General features: G+C 53.1%; 20 protein-coding genes and 2 tRNA genes. 3 read left to right on the forward strand and 19 right to left on the reverse strand.

All coding sequences use genetic code 11. The features are described from left to right. Window positions 1–37: 37 nt before the first annotated feature. The 11 genes from CBR65_RS04250 to CBR65_RS04300 form a co-directional block, all read right to left on the reverse strand. Complete coding sequence (locus CBR65_RS04250) at window positions 38–754, reverse strand: DUF4194 domain-containing protein (protein ID WP_232461348.1); 717 nt, start codon at window positions 752–754, stop codon at window positions 38–40. After that, entirely contained in the window at window positions 747–2,243 is a 1,497-nt protein-coding gene (locus CBR65_RS04255; protein WP_087465705.1) for a Wadjet anti-phage system protein JetA family protein, read from the reverse strand. The genes CBR65_RS04250 and CBR65_RS04255 overlap by 8 nt, the downstream gene beginning before the upstream one ends. A gap of 9 nt (window positions 2,244–2,252) precedes the next feature. Beyond that, window positions 2,253–2,609 (reverse strand): DUF3012 domain-containing protein, encoded by a 357-nt coding sequence (locus CBR65_RS04260; protein ID WP_087465706.1) that lies wholly within the window; start codon window positions 2,607–2,609, stop codon window positions 2,253–2,255. A 1-nt stretch (window position 2,610) separates the two neighbouring features. Beyond that, the gene (gene hemB / locus CBR65_RS04265) at window positions 2,611–3,606 is read right to left on the reverse strand and encodes a porphobilinogen synthase (protein ID WP_087465707.1); all 996 of its coding nucleotides are present in this window, start codon (window positions 3,604–3,606) and stop codon (window positions 2,611–2,613) included. A gap of 18 nt (window positions 3,607–3,624) precedes the next feature. Then, a complete protein-coding gene (locus tag CBR65_RS04270) occupies window positions 3,625–4,050 on the reverse strand; it encodes a hypothetical protein (RefSeq protein WP_087465708.1) in 426 nt (141 codons plus the stop codon). A 48-nt stretch (window positions 4,051–4,098) separates the two neighbouring features. Continuing rightward, complete coding sequence (locus CBR65_RS04275; protein ID WP_087465709.1) at window positions 4,099–4,713, reverse strand: transglycosylase SLT domain-containing protein; 615 nt, start codon at window positions 4,711–4,713, stop codon at window positions 4,099–4,101. Next, window positions 4,713–6,764, reverse strand: a complete 2,052-nt coding sequence (ligA, locus tag CBR65_RS04280) for an NAD-dependent DNA ligase LigA (protein WP_087465710.1) — start codon at window positions 6,762–6,764, stop codon at window positions 4,713–4,715. The genes CBR65_RS04275 and ligA overlap by 1 nt, the downstream gene beginning before the upstream one ends. 69 nt (window positions 6,765–6,833) lie before the next feature. Next, window positions 6,834–8,039 carry a cell division protein ZipA gene (gene zipA, locus CBR65_RS04285; protein WP_087465711.1) on the reverse strand — a complete coding sequence of 402 codons (1,206 nt, stop codon included), beginning with the start codon at window positions 8,037–8,039 and terminating at the stop codon, window positions 6,834–6,836. Between the two features lie 67 nt (window positions 8,040–8,106). Beyond that, window positions 8,107–11,616, reverse strand: coding sequence for a chromosome segregation protein SMC (gene smc, locus CBR65_RS04290; protein WP_087465712.1), 3,510 nt, complete (start codon window positions 11,614–11,616; stop codon window positions 8,107–8,109). A gap of 323 nt (window positions 11,617–11,939) precedes the next feature. Further along, window positions 11,940–13,214: a c-type cytochrome biogenesis protein CcmI gene (gene ccmI / locus CBR65_RS04295; protein ID WP_087465713.1), complete on the reverse strand. Its 1,275-nt coding sequence runs from the start codon at window positions 13,212–13,214 to the stop codon at window positions 11,940–11,942. After that, on the reverse strand, window positions 13,211–13,753 hold the full coding sequence (locus CBR65_RS04300) for a cytochrome c-type biogenesis protein (RefSeq protein ID WP_087465714.1): 543 nt from the start codon (window positions 13,751–13,753) through the stop codon (window positions 13,211–13,213). Before CBR65_RS04300 ends, ccmI begins: the two co-directional genes overlap by 4 nt. Window positions 13,754–13,955: 202 nt before the next feature. Between CBR65_RS04300 and CBR65_RS04305 the strand changes: the two genes are divergently transcribed. Both CBR65_RS04305 and CBR65_RS04310 read left to right on the forward strand, forming a co-directional pair. Next, window positions 13,956–14,031, forward strand: a tRNA-Val gene (locus tag CBR65_RS04305). A 35-nt stretch (window positions 14,032–14,066) separates the two neighbouring features. Then, a tRNA-Asp gene (locus CBR65_RS04310) sits at window positions 14,067–14,143 on the forward strand. Between the two features lie 84 nt (window positions 14,144–14,227). Here CBR65_RS04310 and CBR65_RS04315 read toward each other — a convergent pair. The 8 genes from CBR65_RS04315 to ccmA all read right to left on the reverse strand — a co-directional run bounded on the left by CBR65_RS04315 (window position 14,228) and on the right by ccmA (window position 19,861). Further along, window positions 14,228–14,377, reverse strand: a complete 150-nt coding sequence (locus tag CBR65_RS04315; protein WP_087465715.1) for a DUF3149 domain-containing protein — start codon at window positions 14,375–14,377, stop codon at window positions 14,228–14,230. Window positions 14,378–14,467: 90 nt separating this feature from the next. Beyond that, complete coding sequence (locus tag CBR65_RS04320) at window positions 14,468–14,998, reverse strand: DsbE family thiol:disulfide interchange protein (protein ID WP_087465716.1); 531 nt, start codon at window positions 14,996–14,998, stop codon at window positions 14,468–14,470. Further along, window positions 14,999–16,993, reverse strand: a complete 1,995-nt coding sequence (locus CBR65_RS04325) for a heme lyase CcmF/NrfE family subunit (RefSeq protein WP_087465717.1) — start codon at window positions 16,991–16,993, stop codon at window positions 14,999–15,001. Further along, a complete protein-coding gene (gene ccmE, locus CBR65_RS04330) occupies window positions 16,983–17,447 on the reverse strand; it encodes a cytochrome c maturation protein CcmE (RefSeq protein WP_087465718.1) in 465 nt (154 codons plus the stop codon). Before ccmE ends, CBR65_RS04325 begins: the two co-directional genes overlap by 11 nt. Before the next feature lie 23 nt (window positions 17,448–17,470). Then, a complete protein-coding gene (gene ccmD / locus CBR65_RS04335) occupies window positions 17,471–17,656 on the reverse strand; it encodes a heme exporter protein CcmD (RefSeq protein WP_087465719.1) in 186 nt (61 codons plus the stop codon). Next, window positions 17,653–18,441 carry a heme ABC transporter permease gene (locus tag CBR65_RS04340; protein ID WP_087468918.1) on the reverse strand — a complete coding sequence of 263 codons (789 nt, stop codon included), beginning with the start codon at window positions 18,439–18,441 and terminating at the stop codon, window positions 17,653–17,655. Before CBR65_RS04340 ends, ccmD begins: the two co-directional genes overlap by 4 nt. A gap of 30 nt (window positions 18,442–18,471) precedes the next feature. Further along, complete coding sequence (gene ccmB, locus CBR65_RS04345) at window positions 18,472–19,170, reverse strand: heme exporter protein CcmB (protein WP_087465720.1); 699 nt, start codon at window positions 19,168–19,170, stop codon at window positions 18,472–18,474. After that, on the reverse strand, window positions 19,163–19,861 hold the full coding sequence (ccmA, locus tag CBR65_RS04350) for a cytochrome c biogenesis heme-transporting ATPase CcmA (protein ID WP_232461349.1): 699 nt from the start codon (window positions 19,859–19,861) through the stop codon (window positions 19,163–19,165). Before ccmA ends, ccmB begins: the two co-directional genes overlap by 8 nt. Before the next feature lie 174 nt (window positions 19,862–20,035). Here ccmA and CBR65_RS04355 point away from each other — a divergent pair, with 174 nt between their 5' ends. Next, entirely contained in the window at window positions 20,036–21,661 is a 1,626-nt protein-coding gene (locus tag CBR65_RS04355; protein ID WP_157671973.1) for a flagellar hook-length control protein FliK, read from the forward strand. The last annotated feature ends 1 nt before the right edge of the window (window position 21,662 follow it).

The following is a 21,662-nucleotide window of genomic DNA, read 5'->3' on the forward strand; positions in this document are numbered from 1 at the left end:
TGACACACCTTCACCCGATCCCCTACCGCACACTCAACTAAAAAATCGAATGCTTTTCGCTTTTACTACTTTCATCACCCTCAACCTGGCCACTCTCATCATCCTGAGGAACCAACCCACCAACATCCCGCCGAACCTTCTCCAACCACGCATTCGTTACCAAATTAACCACCAAAGGCCGCACCTTAATCCAACTCTCCGACTGATCCAAATCCGCCTCCTGCACATAATGAATCAACCGCAACTGCCGCAACCGCTTAAACACCTGCCGCCGCTCACCCACATTCTCCGGCAACGCCCGCCGCAACAAATTCTTCATCGCCAAAGCCACTGCCTCCAACGACAAGGCCGCGCAGCCCTGCTCATCAATCAGGCCCTCGCGCAACGCCTTATCATACTCAGCGCGCAACACCAGAATCAGCGCAATTTCGTGTTGGCTCAAGCGTTGGCGAAAGCCGCCGCCGGAAGGCTCATCGCTTTCATCTTCCAAACCCGGCACCCGCGCGCCGGGTGGAATCAAACGTACGAAGCGAAAATGTGGATCGTGTTGAAACCGCACACCCATCAGCGATAAATACTGATCGACCAGATCCTGCACGCGCACAAATTGATCGTAAAAATCTGCTTCTACCTGGCTATTGTCGCGACACAATACGCCATAATCCAACAATCGCTGCAACAGCGCTCGCCAATCATCGAGATTCAGATTGTGCGATGCCAATTGTTGTTCCAATGTTTCAATCAAACTAGCCATGATTGTTCTCAATAAGCGTGATGACAAATTCATCGCGCCGAATAAAATAATCATCCTGCTCGACACGTGGCCCACCCGCTAACCAGTCGGCGTCCTGGGTGACTTCAAAGCGCAACTCGGATGACAAATTATTAATCGCACCGACTTCAATGGCATGCGCCAGATTCAGTAACTCCGGCATATTGGATGCCGACAACTGACGACTGTTTACACGGCCGGTTTGTGCCAATGCGGTATGGATATAATCGCGCACCGCACTGCCTTGCACGATAAAGGCGCGGTCTAATGCCTGCTGAATAAAGATTTCTTTTTGGGCGACGGGGTCCAGTGCTTTGTCCTGATCCAGACTGCTGCGCACCACAGTTTTCTGCCAGGGCGTGCGCAACTGGATCTGGCCCGGATCGATAAACGCTAATTGCATACCGTTCAAATCAGCCTGGTGTTGTTCAAACAAGGTATTTTGCTGCGCTTCTGTTAACTGCGCCAACTGTCGGCAAACATCAACGATGTCGTCACTGCCCTGGGCATGAATGTAGCTCAACTGGCGAATAATAATATCCGCACGTTGAGTAAAGGTGTTCAAGGCGCGCCGCAAAGCCGGCAGCATAACTTCGCAGGCATTGCGTAAACGCGACTCGATCGTCTGCAATAAAGTATCCAGTAGCGACACATGGGGCACGACGCGTTGCGGCAACAATTTGCGCAGACGGATTTCCATCACCGCCCGCCAATCCTTTGCAGCGGTTTCCGGATCACCCTGACCATATTTCCGCTTGCGCCGAATGCCTTTGATGATATCGGCAATCTGGTCGCGGTATTTTTCTACACTATCGGCAGACAAGCGCACTTCCAGATCCGGTTTGAATACCTTATCCATAAAGTCAAAGAATTCATCGCTGGCCTGCTGCACCAGTTGACGCGCTTCCACTTCGCGAACCAGTTGACGTTTACGCTCTTCCAGTTCAGAGATCACGTCGGTGAAGTCGCTGATAATACGTTCGGAATATTCGTAGGCATCCAACAGGTCGTGAACTTCGCCTTGATCGTAAAAGGCTTGCAAGCTGTTGCGCGTATTACGGGTGTTGCGGTTGCGCGTGCGGAAGTGATTGCTATCGCTGTCGGCGAACGGCTGGGTGAATAAGCGCCCCATGCGACTGAAACCGTAAGTGCTTTGCAGGCTGGCTTCGTCGACCTGCTTCTCCAGCCAACCATTTTCCAATAAACGGTTAATGATAAAACTGGCTAATTCGCGGTGTGTTTTGAAACGGCCCTCGTTTTCACTTTGATCGTCCTGCTCGTCCAACACCGGCGTGCGTGCAATGGCTTCTTTAAAGATATCCACCAATTGCTCACGATTCATCGCATGGCCATAATCGCGCAGATCAGTGTAGAGGCGTTGATATAACAGGCGTAGGCATTCCGCCACCACTTCGCGGTATTTACCGGTCAGGGGATTAAAAAAATGCGGACGCTGTTCGTTAAAAAACATGAAAAGGGGTTAGTCGTTCAGACATTTTTGGGCAAACAGGCGGGTGTCGGCATCGTTCCACTCTGCATCCGGCTTAGCCATCATGTTCTCGCACCAGGCTTCGCTGCCGCGCACCAGCCGATTATCGTCCGGCAAGGGATTAACGCCATTTCTGCTGGCGTTGTTGATAATCTCTTCCGTATCGTCAAGCGATTGAATCAGGGACAGGTCATCTTCCTGAGACATGTCTGTCGCCGCCGGCTGCGGTGCGATATCTGGCGCACGGGCAATTAAAAATATCCCGATAACCAGCATTAAAACGCTCAAGCCCAACACAACAAACAAAAATGTATTACTCCGCAAAAGTGCGGAAAATTTACTCGGCATATCAACAAATCCACTCGGCCATTTGTTCAGCGTAATACGTAATAATTAAATCCGCACCGGCCCGTTTAAAGGCGATCATGGTTTCCAGCACAATGGCTTTTTCATCAATCACACCGGCCGCTGCGCCGGCTTTAATCATCGCGTACTCACCGCTTACGTGATAAACCGCTAAGGGACGCGCTGAATGTGCGCGGATATTGGCCAACACATCCAGGTACGCGATACCGGGTTTAACCATCAAAATGTCCGCACCTTCCAATTCGTCTTGCAGGGATTCTGCCAGGGCTTCACGGCCGTTGGCGGGGTCCATTTGATAGGTACTGCGGGTGCCTTTAAACGTGCTGTCCACAGCGTCGCGAAAAGGTCCGTAAAATGCAGACGCAAACTTGGTTGAGTAAGACATGATCGGGATGTGATGAAAACCAGCCTCGTCCAGTCCCTGACGGATTGCCGCGATCATGCCATCTTGCATACCGGAGGGTGCGATCATATCGACGCCGGCGCGCGCCGCCGTCACAGCTTGTTTCTGTAGATTTACCAAGGTTTGATCATTATCGACATCCTGGTGATTCCCACACTCATGCACGACACCGCAGTGTCCATGGGTGGTGTATTCGCAAAAGCAATTGTCGCTGATGATTAACATCTCCGGCTGCGCCGCTTTTGCCGCGCGAATCATGCGCGCCAGTAACCCTTGATCATTCCAGGTATCGGTACCTGCATCATCTTTATGAGTGGAAACGCCAAACAAAATGATCGCGCGAATACCTTTGCTCCAGGCGCGTTGTATCACACTCGCCAATTGCGCTTCGGGGTAACGCACCACGCCCGGCATACTGGAGATAGCCACCGGTTCACTAATGCCCTCCTCCACAAATATCGGCAGGATAAAGTCGTTCATCGTCAACTGCGTTTCACGCACCAGTTGCCGCACAGCGGTCGACTGGCGTAAACGACGAAAACGAAATTCGGGCGTGAACCGGTTTTTTTCAGTCATGATGCGTTCTACCTAAAATTAAAAACTTAACGAACCCTCGTGGCTCCATTCACAGCGTACCCGCATATCGCCGGAGCCGGGTTTGTGATAACTGCTTTGCGATTCCCAGGTAAAGGTATGGGTGCCCGACAATTCGGTTTCCAGATGCACCGTGGCAGACACCCAGTACATCCTGCTCAGCAGGGATTCAAATTGAGCGATCCACTGATCCCACTCATACTCCACCGCTTTATAGGAAGCACCGAAATGCATGACCTCCGTTTGATAACTGCTGGTCGGCATTTCGATCTGTGGAATGGAAAACATTTCCTGCGATAAAAATGGCCATTCATCCGCATGAGGTAAGGACAACATGGCCTCACGATTAATGCGAATGCGCTCAGCATTACCCATCAAAGGTGAACCGTCTTTGATACAACCATACACAATTGACTCTTGATCCATAGAAGCTCCAATGAAGTGCTATCAACGAACATCTATCTATTAACAACGTTAAAACGGCCACCACCAGGGGCCCTTCAAGCGACCCTCACACTGCGGTAATTGACGCGAGTACATGGCGGCGCGATTGGCGACTTGCTGGGCGGTGTTACGTAACCAGGTTTTTTTCTTGTAGGTTCCGCGATTAAAACCGCCGTGCCCTTCGTGATACGCCAGATAAAGATTGTAAGCGTCATTCAAACGGATTTTGCTGCGTTTTTGACTTTGCGCGTTGTACCAGCCGATAAAATCAACAGCATCCTGATAGCGATCGCGGCGCGACCAGTTATTGCCGCTGCTTTTTTGGTATTCGTACCAGGTTTCGTTTTTCACCTGCGCATAACCGAAGGCACTGCTTTTACGTGGCCCAGGAATCACCCACAGGATTTTCGTGCGTTTAGTCCGCGCATTGTGCACAAACTGCGATTCCTGATACATGATGGCCATCATCACCGGAATGGTGGAGCCCCAGCGTTTTTCCGACTTGCGTGCGTATTTGTACCAATCCGACTTATCGTCAAAGATATCGCAAATATTATTGGGTTTTGCCGGCGGCACGTTAGCGCAACCGCCCAGTAAAAAGCCGCTGATAACCAAGAGCCCAACCAAAATCGTTTTGATATGCATCAGACCGCCCGTTGGTGTTGTTGTAATAGGGCGAGTAAACCCGCCTCGTCCAGTACCGGGATATTCAATTCTTCTGCTTTTTGCAATTTGGAGCCAGCGCCGGGCCCCGCCACCACGTAATCTGTTTTCGCCGATACGCTGCCCGCGACCTTGGCTCCCAATGCCAACAGATGTGCCTTTGCATCATCGCGACTCATGGCTTCCAAGGTACCGGTCAATACGTAGGTTAAACCTTTCAGTGGCAAATCAGCGGTATTCACCGGCTGATCGCGATCTTCCCAGGTTACACCCGCCGCTTTTAGAGCAGTAACGGCCTCACGGTTGTGTTCCTGCTGGAAAAATTCTGCCACAAAATGAGCAACCACCGGGCCGACATCCGCCACTTCTTGCAGAGCATCTTCCGTGGCATTTGATAAAGCAGCGTAGTTGCCAAAATGTAACGCGAGATTACGTGCGGTTGCTTCACCGACTTCACGAATGCCCAACGCATAGATAAATTTTTCCAGCGTGGTTTGCTTACTTTTTTCCAATGCATTTAATAAATTATCGGCTGATTTTTCACCCATCCGCTCCAGGCCAGCGAGTTGCTCGCGCGTCAGCTGATACAGGTCCGCAACCGCTTTGATATAGCCCTGATCCACCAATTGCTCGACCAGTTTGTCGCCCAGCCCTTCGACATCCATGGCTTTGCGCGAAGCAAAATGCTTGATCGCTTCTTTGCGTTGTGCCGGACAAATCAAACCACCATCACAACGAGCCACAGCTTCGCCAGGCACCGTTTCAACCGGCGAGCCACACACCGGGCAATGGTCTGGAAAGACAACGTCGCGCGCGTTTTCGGGACGTTTGGTGTCGACAATACCGACGATTTGCGGAATCACATCACCGGCACGGCGCACAATCACCGTATCACCGATCTTCAAACCCAGTCGCTGGATCTCATCACGATTGTGCAAGGTCGCATTGGATACGGTTACGCCACCGACAAACACGGGTTGCAAGCGGGCTACAGGTGTCACTGCCCCGGTGCGCCCTACCTGGAATTCCACATCAAGCAACTGGGTCATTTCTTCCTGGGCAGGAAATTTATAGGCAATGGCCCAGCGCGGCGCGCGGGAGATAAAACCTAATTTTTCTTGCAGCTCACGCTGATTAACTTTAAAGACAATACCGTCAATGTCGTAGGTCAACGACATGCGTTTATCCTGAATCTTGCGGTAATACGCAATACATTCATCGATATCTTTTGCCACGACCATTTCACGGTTGATCAGGAAACCCCAGTCGCGTAACGCATAAAGAATATCGCTGTGGCGGGTTGGCCAGGGATGTTCAGCCGGCACGCCGTCGACAAGTCCGACGCTGTAGGCACACATTTCCAGCGGGCGGGATGCCGTAATACGCGGGTCCAATTGACGCAGGCTTCCCGCTGCGGCATTGCGCGGATTCACAAAAAGTTTTTCACCTTTCTCCCGCGCCTGGTTGTTCATTTTTTCAAAACCGGATTTGGGCATGTAAATCTCGCCGCGCACTTCCAGTACTGAAGGAAAACCTGTGCCGCGTAACCGTAGCGGAATGGAATCAATCGTACGCACATTCTGGGTAATGTCTTCGCCGCGTGCGCCATCGCCGCGCGTTGCGCCGCGCACGAGGATGCCATCGCGATACAACAGGCTGACGGCAATGCCATCCAGCTTGACTTCACAGGCAAATTCGATGTGATCGGTATGCTTTAACCGCTCCTGAATCCGGCGATTAAAGTTGATGAGTTCTTCATCACTGAACGCGTTATCGAGAGACAACATGGGCATTTCATGCTGTACAGTCGCGAAGGCACTGAGTGGCGCCGCCCCAACCCGTTGTGTGGGTGAATCTGGCGTAATCAGTTGTGGGTATTGGCTTTCGATTTCACGCAGGCGCAGCATCAGGCGGTCATATTCCGCATCCGGCACTTGCGGCTCATCAAGGGCGTAGTAGCGATAATTGTGGTCGTGAATCTCTGCGCGCAATTGCTCGGCTTCAGTGACAATATTGGGAGCGGGTGTCGACATGGGTAGTGCGCTTCCGAGAGGCTGTACAAAAGGTTTTTCACACATCCTTGTGCAATAAAAGCTGTCGGCTTAGTGGCGACTGCGCGACAGTTTTTTCAGTTCATAATCGCGAATGCGTTGCCGGCAGTGTTCGATAGTTTGCCGTGTCATAACACTGCGCTGTTCATCTTTAAGTTCACCGCCGAGGGTTTCGGCGATAGCGCGCGCCGTATCCGCCATTAAATCAAAAGATGCCATGCTGTCGGCATTGATCGGCAAGGTCATGAATAGACTGACTCCCGGTGTTTCAAAGTTGTCCATCGCATCAAGATCGAAGGTGCCGGGTTTGACCATATTCGCCATGCTGAATAACAAGGCGCCCTCGCCTTTATTGTCACTGTAGCGATGGAAAATATTCATATCGCCATAGCGCATGCCGCATTTAAGGATGATGTCCAACAGTGCCGCACCATTAAAAAACTCGCCTTTCATCGACATCACATTGATGATCAGGACTTCTTCCGGTTCTTGAGGAGGCTGGGTTGAAACCGGGGCCTCCTCAGACTCATCGTAGTCCTCATCATAATCGTCGTCATCGTCGTAGTCTTCGCCATCATAATCTTCGCCGTCGTAGTCATCGGCGTAATCATCATCGACATCATCTGTTTCAGCATCATGCTCGTCGGGATATTCGTCATCTTCGCGATTATCTGTTTCAATGTAGTCCAGTTCATCGCTTTCGCTACCGCGTTCGGCAAAGTGATAATCGTCATGATCGTCATCGTGATGAGATTGCGCGGTGCGAGAGTTGCTATTAGTGGCACTGCCATAGGGTTCTTCGCCATCGAGCGCGGAAAATGTTGGCTCGATACGCTGCTGATCACTGATGCGCTGATTATCTGAACGTACTTTCGCAACCGCATCCTGCTCGTCTTTTTGATCGCGCATCAGGACATCTTCGGATACGGATTCCATCAGCAAGGGCACAGCTTCATCAAGATTCAGTCGGGTTTGTTCCGGCGCGCGACGTTGCTCACGCGTCGCATTAGCGGGGACAGCTGGCTTGCGCGGTGGGCGAACAGTAGAGCCTTGCGGTACTTCACGATAACCCACAACACGGGCACCGCCGTTAGGCAATTCACTGGTGTATTCTTTGGTTGCTTCAGCGCCGCCCTGTTTGTGGATGGAGCGGGACATACGAATTTTATCCCGCTGATTGATTCGCATGCGCCGTACACCATCCAGCAAAATCGCGAGGATGAGAAGCACAATGATGACGGTTACCCATTCTTGCATGATGTTATCCGTTGATAAGATTCAATCTATAAAATCGCAACTGGTTCTGGTGGAATCCCGGCAGCTGTTATATAGCTGCCAGTTCTGCCGCCTCGTCAACGTCCACGGTAACCAGACGCGAAACACCGGGTTCATGCATGGTGACACCCATCAGCTGGTGGGCCATCTCCATCGCAATCTTGTTATGCGTGATGTAAATAAATTGCACGTGTTCAGACATCTCTTCAACCATACGCGCGTAGCGACCGACGTTGGCGTCATCCAGAGGTGCGTCCACTTCGTCCAGCATACAGAAAGGTGCCGGGTTCAGGCGGAAGATGGAGAAAACCAGCGCAATAGCCGTGAGTGCTTTTTCTCCACCGGAAAGCAAATGAATGGTGCTATTACGTTTGCCTGGCGGGCGCGCCATGATCGCAATACCGGTATCGAGTAAATCCTCTCCGGTAAGTTCCAGGTAGGCATGGCCGCCGCCGAACACTTTGGGAAACAGTTCCTGCAAACTTTTGTTGACCTGGTCAAAGGTTTCCTTGAAGCGGGTGCGGGTTTCACGATCAATACGTTTGATCGCGTTTTCCAGAGTTTCCAGTGCCTCCATCAAATCGGCATTCTGTGCATCCAGATAATTCTTACGCTCGGATTCCGTTTTGTATTCGTCGATAGCCGCAAGATTAATCGGGCCCAGACGATTGATTCTGCCCGCAACACTTTCAAGTTCTTCTTCCAGTGGTTTGATCTCGGAACCTTCAGGCATCTCTGCTAGAAGTTGTTGGAGGTCGAGATTATCTTCTTCCAGTTGTTGGGCAATACCCGCACGCTGAACCTCAAACATTTGTGCAGCAAGACGCTCCTGCTCCAGGTGCGAACGCACAGCCTGTACTTCCTGCTCTGCCCGGTTGCGCGCCTGTTCAACATTGCGCAGCTCATGCTCAACCGTCTCCAGTTCGCGGCGCGCTTCTGTCAATGCCGCTTCCACTGACAAACGTTTGGAGAGACAAGCCTCCAACTCAAGTTTGTATTCTTCGATAGGATCGCGGTTATCGCTCAGGGATAAGGTGAGTTGCTCGCGCCGTTCCTGCAACCGCGCTGTCTGCTCACGCAGGCGACCAATACCCAAGCGAATGCTATCGAGTTGGGTTTTTACCGACTGATAGCGCATGGCCAGCTCATGGGCTTTGTCTTTGTCGTGACGGGCACGCTGCCGCGCCTGATCCAGACCGCTACGAATATTATCGCGCTCTTGCAGCAATTTCTCGCGCTGATCCGTGTCCTGCTCCATCATCTCGATGGCTTCGCTGAGGATCATCCGCGCTTCGGATAAATGTTCGGCTTCCTGTTCCATTTGCTCGCGCGCTTCGCGGATTTCCGCCTCGGCACGCTCGCGCCGCATGTTGATCTGCTCCAGGCGCACTTGCTTGGCACTCAATTGCGAACGCACTTCACCATAGCGACGGCCCTGCTCTTCTGCTTCGCGACGCAGGGTTTCCCGTTGTTGTTCAATGTGCTTGAGCGACTCGCGACCCTGCTCCAATTGTTGACTGAGGGAGTCAACCTGCTCCTCCGCCTCCGCAATGGCCGCGTTTAACTCTTCCAGCTCCTGACGCCGGGCAATGACACCGGAGCTGGCATCACTGTCGCGCGCGACACGCAACCAATGTGGACCGAGCCAGATGCCATCTTTGGTGATGACGGACTCGTGGGCGGACAGTTGCGAACGCAATTGCAAGGCAGCGACGAGGTCGTCCGCCGCATAGATGCCATCCAGCAGACCGGCCACATCCCAGGGTGCTGTGACCTTGGCGCTCAATAAATTACCCTTGCTTGCGTTGCTGCTGGCGACGCTGGCCTGGGTATCAAACAGCACAAGTTCGCCCTGGGTAAGATTACCCAGCACATCCTTGACCGCATCCAGGTTGTCGACACATACCGCTTGCAAGGTATTGCCCAATACCGTTTCCAGGGCAGTATCCCAGCCATCAGCTACCTTGAGGGTTTCGGCAAGGCGCGGCTGGTTCAGTAGCTGTTGGGTCTCCAGCCATTGGGTAACGGCTTTGTTTTTCTCACCGAGCGCTGCCTGTTGCAGCGCTTCTAACGAAGCATGGCGGCCGCGCATGCTTTGCAGTTTGCTGCGCACCTGATCGAGTTCATTAGTAAAGCGATTATTGTCGTTACGCTGCTGATCGAGTTGCTCGGTCAGGGCATCAACACGGCTGCGTTTCTCATCGGCAGCCAGGTCCAACTCTGCCAATTGCTCAGTCAGTTGACCGATCTCGTCATCCTCAGAGCCATCGACCAGATTGGCTTTTTCGTCTTTGAGCTTTTCAATGCGCTGCAACAGGCGCTGTTGCACCTGCTCCAGGTGTTGAATGCGGGATTGCTGCACTTCCGCTTTCTGACGCGGCTCGGCCGCGCGCTGGTTGAATGCATCCCACTCGTTTTGCCAGCGCTGCATGGCCTCTTCGGAAGCCAAAAGTACATCGCCGGAGCTTTCTTCAGCGGCCTTGACCAGTTCCAGTTCCGGCTCCAGTTCCAGCAGTTCAGCTTCCCAGGCTTCCGCCTTTTGCGCATCGATCAGCAGACTTTCTTCCGCTTCCTTACAGTCGCGGTTGGTCTGGTCGAGGTCAGTTTGCAGTTGGCGGGAACGCTCCTGGGCATGCTGAATGCTTTGCTCCAGTCGTGCGATGTCCGCGCCGATAGCATAGTAGCGGCCCTGGACTTCATTGAATTTGTCGCCCAGCTCCGTGTACTGCGCGCGATATTTTTCGATCTGGGTATCTTTATTCACCTGATTGGTGATGAACGACTCCATACGCAGTTCCAGATCCCGGATAGCTTCTTGCTTGACCTTGGCCTGCTGATCCAGCTGCTGGTATTTAAGCGCCTGGACCTGGGCTTTCAGCAAGCGCTCTTCTTTTTTGTATTCAGTATATTTTTCAGCCGCCTGGGCCTGACGCTGCAGGCGGGACAATTGCCGCTCCAACTCATCGCGAATGTCCGTCAGGCGCTCAAGGTTTTCCATGGTTCGGCGAATACGGTTTTCCGTATCACGGCGACGCTCCTTGTATTTGGAGATGCCTGCCGCTTCTTCGATGTAAACCCGCAGATCTTCCGGCTTGGCTTCAATCAAGCGAGAGATCATGCCCTGTTCGATGATGGCGTAACTGCGCGGACCGAGACCGGTGCCGAGGAAGATGTCGGTGATATCGCGGCGGCGGCATTTGGCGCCGTTGAGATAGTAAAGGTTTTGCCCGTCGCGGGTCACTTTACGTTTGATCGATATTTCGGTGAAGCTGGCGTATTCGCCGAGGAGAGTCCCGTCGCTATTGTCAAACACCAATTCAATGGAGGCCTGGCCGATGGGCTTGCGACCACTGGACCCATTGAAGATAACGTCGGTCATGTTTTCGCCGCGCAGATTCTTCGCGGAAGATTCACCCATTACCCAACGCACGGCGTCGATAATATTGGATTTGCCACAACCGTTAGGGCCTACCACCGCGCAAAGATTGCTGGGAAAGTTAACCGTCGTCGGGTCAACGAAGGATTTAAAGCCTGCCAGCTTGATGCACTTTAGCCGCATATGTCCGTGTCGCTCTTGTAATCAAATTTGCTTAAAAAAATGGCGCTAACAGCCAAACTTGACGAAACCTCGGTAGATCTTCATCGCCGTGTGAAAGCAACGAGCTAGCTATTTGATTTCGTTATATTTTTTGAGCAGTCTAAAGGATCAGTCCAACAACCGCATAAAGGCCAGAATTCTACACACTTGCACTGCGCTTTACACCCCGCCTTCGGGGTTGTTTCACAGACAAAACGTGTTTTTCGCAGGATTTTCTGCCCGACAGCGCGTACGGAGGTTTATACAGCCGCTGCCGGCAGAGATGGAGGACACCACTCTTTTTATTATTCGGTTAATTTCTCAGCAATTACCAGCTCGGTAACCTCGGGCAAAGCTTCCATTTCCAGAGGCCCTGCACTTACCTGCCAGTCGCCAGCTTTTGCTGTTGCACTGCCATCCTCCGAGATTCTTGCCACGACTTCTACACGATCTGCCTGAGCAAGCGACGCCATTGTTGACATGGCCATAGTTTCATCAAGGATAATTGTTGCTGGCAAATCAACGACTTTGATGCGGGTAATCGCCAGCGGCATCCGCGAACCTTGCCAGGCTCTCGCATAGACGTAAACCAATTGATCCGCTGCCGCATTAACGCCCTCAGCCAAGCTGACTTTGAGGCTGATAGATTTTCCCGAGGCTGCCGGTTCACTGCCTCCCGATTGGTTTGCAGCTTCTTGCTGCGCTCGCGCGACACCGCCTTGCAGTGCACGGGCACCCGGCGCGTCCGGTCCCATGATATCGACGGCCTGCTGCCAATAACGGGCAGCAGCGCGAAAATCTTCTTGCTGGAAAGCATTGATACCCGCCAATCCCAGGGCGGTTGTGTTTCGGGCATCAGCCTGTAAGGCTTTTTGGGCTAGCTCTGCAATCGCCGGGCTCATCTGATTCTGGTCACGCAGGAACATGGCCTGGGCCAGTTCAGCCATCACGATCGCTGCGCCAGGATCAAGCGCGAGAGTGCGTTGGTAAGCGGTGACAGCCTTGGCGTAATCGGCAACCTCAAGCGCATTGCGCGCGAGCAAAAACCAGTATTGAAGATTATCCGGCTCTTGCTCCACCCGCTCTTCCAATTCCTGAATGAACGCCCTCGTGCGAGCCGGGTCCGGGTTGCGGTTATGCAGCAGATCCTGATAATCCAGGCGCGACTTCTCCACCTGCAATTGTTGAATATGCACATCCGCACTGCTACCCAGTTCGCGATACAACAAAAAGCCGCAAGCAATGATCAGCACCGCGATAAATACCAGACTTCTGTTACCGAACCCCAGATTAAATTGGCTCGCGGCAGCGCGGGCACTCGCCTCATCGTCCAGCAATGTGCGCTCCTGCTCCAACTTCAGTTGGGCATACTGTTCCGCGTCGATACGCCCTTCTGCAAGCGCGTTGTCCAGATCGCGCATATGCTCACGAAATAACGCAATATTTTCCTGAAGACGAGCAGCGGCTGAGTCAGACGCGCTGTTAGTCTGCAACTGCTTCCGGTGACGCCACAATGGCCAGAGAATAAAGACAGCAGCCAGCAGGGAGAGCGCCGCCATGGCGGACCACAATGGCATCATGAGCGGGATTCCTTATTAGAAGGTTCTGATGAGTCAGAAGGTTTATTGTTATTGGTTTCACTGGTGTGGAGCTCCGAGTCGCGCAGCAAGGCAGCCAGGCGAGATTGCTCTTCTGAATCGAGGGCTACCGGACCCTTCAGCAACACGTCGCGCCGACGCTGCCGCACAATCACAATCAGAATGATCAAACCCGCCAGAAATAATACGGCAGGCCCCACCCATAACATCACGGTGGCCGGTGTTAAGCGCGGACGATACAGAATGTAATCGCCGTAGCGCTCCACCATAAAATCCACGATCTCTTTATCGGAACGACCGTCCTGGATCATCGCGTAGAGTTCGCGCCGTAAATCTTCGGCAATCGGCGAATCAGAACCGGATAAATTCTGGTTCTGACATTTGGGGCAGCGCATTTCGTCGATAAAACTCTGATAGCGCTGACGCTCGACATCATTATCAAATTCGTGGACATCAATCGCAGCAACAGCTGCGCCGGCTGTTAACAACAAGGTAAACAAAAGAATCCAACGCCCCGACATGGTGGCTGCCTCATAGCAAGATAAAGGGCGGAGTATACAAGCTGGGTTTGCCAGTGGCGAGCATGCACGTCGGTTGATCAAAAGCCGAAGATAACGAACAAATTTTCATCAAGCCACTGAAACGCAAGCATAAATTTTTTAATCCGCATGAAAAAATGATTGACCCTTGTATTCTTATCGTTAGAATACGCACCACCTGAACGGGCGGTTAGCTCAGTTGGTAGAGCAATGCCCTTACAAGGCATGGGTCACAAGTTCGAGTCTTGTACCGCCCACCACTTGTTACTCACAAGGTAAAAAGTGTTTTTTCTGCGGACCGGTAGTTCAGTCGGTTAGAATGCCGGCCTGTCACGCCGGAGGTCGCGGGTTCGAGTCCCGTCCGGTCCGCCACTATTCCTGGTTTTTAACGAACCAATAAAAAAGCCCCGTCATCCGGGGCTTTTTTATGCCTGTCTGTTTTGTATTCTGCCCTGACTATTTTTTGCCGTTTATCTCAAGTTCGGCGGTGGTGCGCTCAATTTCCTTGCGAATCTTCTTCAGCGCATACACGCTGATATAGACCACAATTGCACAGGTCAAAGCAACGACAATCAAACTCGACACGATTACCCAATCCATATACATGACAGCACCTGTTGGTTATGGCAGATGCTTACAGCTTATGGCAAGTTCGCTGCCCGGAGTTTGATGCGAATCAAGTCGGCTTTGTTTTGCTTACTCATATTGCGCCATAAAGGGTAGCAGGGTTTGCGTCCAGACTTTTTCATCCACCACACCAATGTGTTTGTAACGAATAATGCCTTCCTTATCGATCACATAGGTTTCCGGCGCACCAAAAACGCCGAGGTTCACACCCAGGCGGCCGTCCGCGTCTACCACACTGAGGACGTAGGGATTGTGCAATTCTTTTAACCACTTCTGCGCAGCCGGCACATCGTCTTTGTAATTCACACCGTAGATAGGTACGCCCTTCTCTGCCAGGGTAACCAGAAAGTCGTGCTCGGCATAACAGGTCGGGCACCAGGTGGCCCAGACATTCAACAGACTGACTTTGCCTTTGAAGATATCCTGGTCAACCATTCGGTCAGTGTTTTCGAGCATCGGCAGATTAAACGCTGGTACCGGTTTATCAATCAACGCCGAGGGCATAGCGTTCGGGTCCAGCGACAGTCCGCGCCAGAACAATATTGCCAGCACGACAAAAACAATCAGCGGAATAAACAGTTTGAGGCGTTGCGGCAACATTTAACGGGCAACTCCTGTTTCAAGATCCTGCGGTATCGACACGGGTTGTGATGTGTTAGCGGCCTGCCTTTTGCGGTAGCGTTTATCGGCCACAGATAGCGTTGCCCCGAAGGCCATCATCAACGCACCCAACCAGATCCAGCGCACAAAGGGTTTGAAATGCACGCGCATCGCCCAGGCACCATCGTTCAATGGTTCACCCATGGCGACATAGAGATCCCGGAAAAAGCCAACCTCAAGCGCCACCTCGGTCATCACATTACCACCGGCTAGGTAACGACGTTTTTGCGGTCTCATATCCGGTATAGGTTTGCCGTCTTCTGTCACGCTGATAATGGCTTCATCGGCGATGTAGTTTGGCCCTTCAAATTTGCGCACTTCTTGCAGGACAAACACAAAATCATCGACCGCCAGGGATTCATTAACCGCCATGCGCACATCGCGTTGCTCACTATAAATACTGGTCAGGGTTACACCCAGCAGGGTTACCGCGATTCCCGCATGAGCGATGATCATCCCGTGATAACTCAGGCTGAGCTTTTTCAAGCCGGACAAACGATTGCTGCTGTTACGCAACTTGTGCCAGACATCAGCGATTAGCGCTGTGAAGATCCAGCTGCCGAGGAACACCGAGAGCGCGGCAAGCCAGGAATAATTATCGTTATAGAAATAGGGAACGATCAGCCCGATGGCCATGCTGATAACCCAGGGCCGCCATAACCATTGTGCCAGGTGTCTGACGGTCGTTCGCTTCCAGTTCGCCAGCGGCCCCAAGGCCATCAACAGGCACAACACACCCATCAGCGGCAGGAAGAAGAAATTAAAGTACGGTGGCCCCACCGAGATCTTGCCCCACCCCAAGGCGTCAGCGATCAGCGGATAGAGAGTCCCCAGTAAAACCGTTGTCATGGTAATGGTCAGCAGGATGTTGTTACCCAACAACAACGTCTCGCGGGACAACCAATTAAAGCCGGGGAGACTTTTAACAACCGGCGCACGCAAGGCATACAACGTCAACGAGCCGCCAACCACCAGCAGCAAAAATATCAGGATAAACACACCGCGCTCGGGATCATTGGCAAAGGCGTGAACCGATGTCAGCACGCCGGAGCGAACCAGAAAGGTACCCAATAGACTCAAGGAAAAGGTGAAGATGGCCAGCAAGATCGTCCAGCTTTTAAACATGCCGCGCTTTTCGGTAACGGCGAGCGAATGAATCAAAGCGGTGCCCACCAGCCAGGGCAAAAAGGATGCATTTTCCACCGGATCCCAGAACCACCAGCCACCCCAACCCAATTCGTAATAGGCCCACCAACTCCCCAGAGCAATACCGACTGTCAGGAAGCCCCAAGCCATATTCGCCCAAGGCCGAGACCACCGCGCCCAGGCGCTGTCGAGCCGACCGGCCATCAAGGCCGCAATAGCAAAGGCAAAAGTCGCGCTGAAACCGACATAGCCCATGTAAAGCACCGGCGGGTGGATAATCAAGCCAATGTCCTGCAACAAGGGATTGAGATCACTACCCTCTTGCGGTGCCAGCGGCAAGATGCGCTCAAAGGGATTAGAGGTAAAGATCATGAACAACAGGAAACCTACCGCCACAAAACCCATTACCGACAGCACGCGGGCCTGCATATCCAGCGGCAGGCTTTTGCTGAAGGTTGCAATCGCCAGTGTCCAGCCGGCGAGCATCAACACCCAGAGCAGCAATGAACCCTCATGGCCACCCCAGACGGCGCTGATCTTGTAGTACACCGGCAGCAGACTATTGGAATTGGAGGAGACATAGGCAACGGAGAAGTCGTCGTGAACGAAGGCATAAACCAGGCAAATAAACGCGATGGCAATGAGCACGAAGAAGCCGGTTGCCAATGAGCGACCGGTCAACATCAACAATTGATTACCCGATTGCGCGCCGAGCAACGGCAGCACGGTCAACGCCAATACCACAAACAGGGCGAGGATGAGGGAAAACTGGCCTACTTCAGGAATCATATTTCATCCCCTTGCAGGTTGCCTGGTGTTCACCCTTACCTTTCATGGCTTCGGCGACTTCCGGCGGCGTGTAGTTTTCATCGTGCTTGGCCAATACCTCGGTAGCCTCAAAGACGCCAGCCATATTGACCACACCATTAACCACCGCTGCTTCGCCCTCGGCAAACAGATCCGGCAGGATACCGCTGTAGGTCACCGGCACATCGGCACTACCATCGGTAATTACAAAATTGACCAACAGAGTATCCGATGCACGGGCAACACTGCCCGGCTTGACACAACCGCCGGCGCGAATACGCGTGTTGTGCGGAACATCACCGGCGGCGATCTTGCTGGGAGGATAGAAAAGATTAATGTTTTCCCGCAGGGCATAGGTCATCAAACCGATGGCGAGACTGGAGAAAACAATAATAAAGAGCACGATAATCAAACGCTGCTTGCGCACAGGATGCATGGCGATTCCACTTAGTAAATTAACTACACATTTCTATTCGCAGCACGTTGCTGTCGAGCCTGTTGACGCAGGAATTGCCTGCGCTGCAACAAGGGGCTGACCAGCAAATAAACCAGTACTGCAAAGGTAATACCGTAGGCCGCCCAGACGAACGGGCCATGACCATTCATGACCATAAAGCTGGCGAAGGAGTCGAATTGAAAGGTCATATTGTGCTGCCCCCTTTGACCGGGATGTCTTTGTTATCTGATGAAACCTGTTGCGCCACCAGATCACTCACCCATTGGGTGCGACTTTCCCGGCGCAGGATTTCAGCGCGCGTGTAAAGCAACAACACCAGCGCATAGAAACAGTAAAAAGCAATCACCATAGCCAGCAGTGGATACAACATGCTGGCGTGAATGGTCGACTCACCAACAAATTTGATCGACGCCGGTTGATGCAAGGTATACCACCAGTCCACTGACTTATAGATGATGGGGATATTGACCGTACCCACCAGGGCCAGGATAGCGCCGGCTTTGTCACCGGTATCCCGGCTATGAAACGCCTGCTGCAACGCCATGATGCCGAGATAGAGGAAAAACAGAATCAGCATGGAAGTAATGCGCGCATCCCACTCCCACCAGGTTCCCCAGGTAGGTTTTCCCCAGATCGAGCCGGTTACCAATGAGATAAAGGTCAAGGCGGCACCGATAGGTGCGGCAGATTTCATGACCATGTAGGGCAGCTTCATCTTCCAGATCAGACCGACAGCGCCGCTGATGGCCATGATGTAATAACCCGCCAGCGCCAGAAAGGCAGCGGGAACGTGAATATAGATAATGCGGTAGCTATTGCCCTGCTTGGCATCAACCGGGGCGAAAGCCAAACCCCACACAGTGCCGACAATCAGTAACGTCAGCGTAACAACCGTTAGCCAGGGCAACCAAGCCTGGGTCTTTTCGTAAAACCAGCGGGGGGAACCCAATCGATGAAACCATTGCCACGCCACGTTTTTCACCTCACTCATTATTATTGTTGATCAACCATCACTGGATACGCGTAACGCGCCAGCAGCGGCCAAGGGAGCCAGCACCACGGCCAGCGCCAGGAATGCGCCCAACACAGCCAACTGGCTGTTGATGACACTGCCCAGCACCGCATTGTGCACTGCACTGGCGCCAAAGATCAGCACCGGAACATATAACGGCATCACAATTAACGACAACAACAGACCACCTTTACGCAATGCCACGGTTAATGCAGCACCGACGGCGCCGATTAGGCTCATGCTGGCCGTACCCAGTAAAAGGGTTATGCATAGCGGGCCGTAACCCCCTGACGGCAAAGCCAACATAACCCCCAATAGCGGGGACATCAAGGTCAAGGGTAAACCGGTGACCAGCCAATGCACCATTACTTTAGCTAACACGGTGAAATAAAGTGGCTGTGGGCCGATGAGCATCTGCTCCAGGGAGCCGTCTTCAAAGTCACTGCGGAACAGACCATCCAGGGATAATAAGGTTGCCAGCAACGCCATCACCCAAATCAGACCCGGCGCGATAGCGGCGAGGGTTTTACTTTCCGGACTAACGCCCAAAGGAATTAAGGTAATGGCAATGAGGAAGAACACCAGAGGGTTAACCATCTCGGCGCGATGACGCACAGCCAGCAAGAGGTCACGCCGCAGGGTAGCCCAGAAGACGGCAAAGGTGCCCGTTTGTAGGGTCGCTTCAGTCATCACCGGCTCCAGGTTGCCCGGCCGGCTGAAAATCCAGCAGGTTCAGATGCTTGAGCGATGGCAGCGCAAGATCCTGGTGGGAGGTCAGGAGAATCAAACCGCCCTGCTCTGCATGGCTGGCAAAAAGCGTCTCCAGTTCGGCTGCACCGCGTTTGTCTATGGCCGTAAAGGGTTCATCGAGTATCCACAGGCGCGCCGGGCTGAGATACAAGCGGGCCAGGGCCACCCGGCGCAATTGACCCGCTGAGAGCTGGTAGCACGGGGTTTCTTCGTAACCATACAGACCCACCGCTTCCAGGGCGGTGTAGATGGCGGAGCGGGATTCAATGCCGCTGATAGCGGCATACCAGCGCAGGTTTTCCAGCGGACTCAGCGCTTTTTTGACGCCCGGCAGGTGCCCGATATACAGCAGTTTACGGCTATAGTCCCAACCCACATCCGACACCGGCTGACCATTCCACAACACCGCGCCGGTATAGTCGTTATTGATGCCTGCCAGGGCACGCAACAAGGTCGTTTTGCCGCTGCCATTAGGGCCGACAATCTGGATAATCTCACCGGGGTAAGCGAGCAGGCTCAGATGGGAGAACAACTGGCGTTCATCGCGTTCACAGGAGACCTGGCGCAACTCCAGCAGTGGCGTGGACGGCGGAGAGAAAGCTTCCGGCAAAGTCAGGGGCGACTCGGTCAAAATTATCGTTCTCGTGGTCTATCAACGAATGAAGCTCAGTATTTGGCAATTGCTGCCGTTATACTCGGAGCCAGCTCAAGCAAGTTCAGTGGTGAAAACAGGCGAGCGATTATAGCGAGCATCCGCCGGAGATTTCACGTTTATTTACCCGCAACCCTGACGCAGCCATCACATATGCCCAGCAATTTGCCACCAATTACCCAGAATCTGCTTAGCAGCATGCAACAGATGCGGAGTGAGCAATTAGCCAGCCTGAGCAAAATAACGGGATTGAGTGTTGGCAGCACGGTCATGGCTGTGGTGGAACAGATAGCTCCAGCCACCCAGTCACAACGCGACCTGCTATTGGCGCAAAGCCAGCAACTCCTGGCACAGCTGCAACAGAAGCCGGCCACACCGGCCATCAAACTCCAGATCGCCACCCTGCTGGAACAGCAACAACTGTTGGCTTCCCCGCCATTGAAGCTGGTGCAATTACAATTGAACAACCGCCCCCTGCTGACCTATACCGACCAGCCGGTACAAGTGGGCCAGCAGATCCCGGTCAAGCTGGATACCCAGCAACGCCTGGTGCAGTTGTTAAGCGCTCTCAGTGCTGGCACCTCCCCGTTAACGACCAAAGAGGGAGAACCCGATCTCGCCGCCATAACCAAGGCGCAACAATCTGTAGTTCACACGGCGGCTCAAGCAAAAGCTCAGAGCGCACTGGCCGAGGCGTTGCGCACGTTATTACCGCAAAAGGAAAAGCCCCAGGAGTTGTTGGCTGCGCTGGCGCCATTGCAGCAGCTCCCTATTAAACAGCGAGATCAACTGCTGCCCACCACGGTGCAACAAGCCTTGCGCAGTGTGGCTGATCAACTGCGCTCCATGCCGCAACTGACCAATCCCAAACTGCTTCCCATGGTGTTGAAGAACAGTGGTGTGCAATTTGAACAGAAGCTTGCCGCTAACCTCTCCCCTGCCCCGGAATCATCTGTGGCAACGAAAAATCCCGTCTCAATCCCAACCAACCCGATTAGCCAACGCTTGATCAGCCAGGATTACAAAGGCGCCCTGCTGCATCTGCTCAATCAACTTGGCCAAGCCTTGGGCAAAGCGGCTCCACCGATGAATGAAGTACCATCGACACCGCTTACAAGCACGCCGTCGGCTACCTCATCCACCACGCCCCTGCCATTCAGTCCGTTGCAATCCACGGGGTTTGCGTTACCGACACCGCTGCAATTTCCCACGGCGTTGCAATTGCTCCAGCACCTGGCGGCCCGTCCCAACCTGGATCTGAGTGATAAAGTGTTGCGCACGCAACTGATGCTGCTGCTACATCAGCACACATTGACCAGTCTGGCGAAGGTGCAGTTACAACAACTGCACACGCTGAACCATCAACAAAGCCAGGTAGACAGCCCACAACCGACCCAGTCCTGGCTGTTTGACATCCCGGTGCGCTATGGGCAAGACGTACACCCGTTGGAGATCCGCATCGATCAGGAGTGGGTAAACGACGAGAAAAATGAAGAGAATCCGCGGGACAAGGTCAAGCAATGGTCGGTCATGCTCAGTTTCAACCTGCCACGCCTGGGCGGTCTCTATGCCCAACTGACCATTCTTGATGATGCAGTGTCAGCCAAACTCTGGGCAGAGCAAGCCTCGACTCTTGCCCAGGCCCAAGCGAGCCTGGACAGCCTGCGCCAACAACTACAGTCCCAGGGTGTGGATGTGAAACAACTGCAATGTGTCACCGGGCCGCCACCCAGCCGTTCTGTCTCATTGAACTATGCGTTGGTGGATATTCAAACGTGAG

The sequence above is a fragment of the Cellvibrio sp. PSBB006 genome, assembly GCF_002162135.1.
Taxonomy (GTDB): Bacteria; Pseudomonadota; Gammaproteobacteria; order Pseudomonadales; family Cellvibrionaceae; genus Cellvibrio.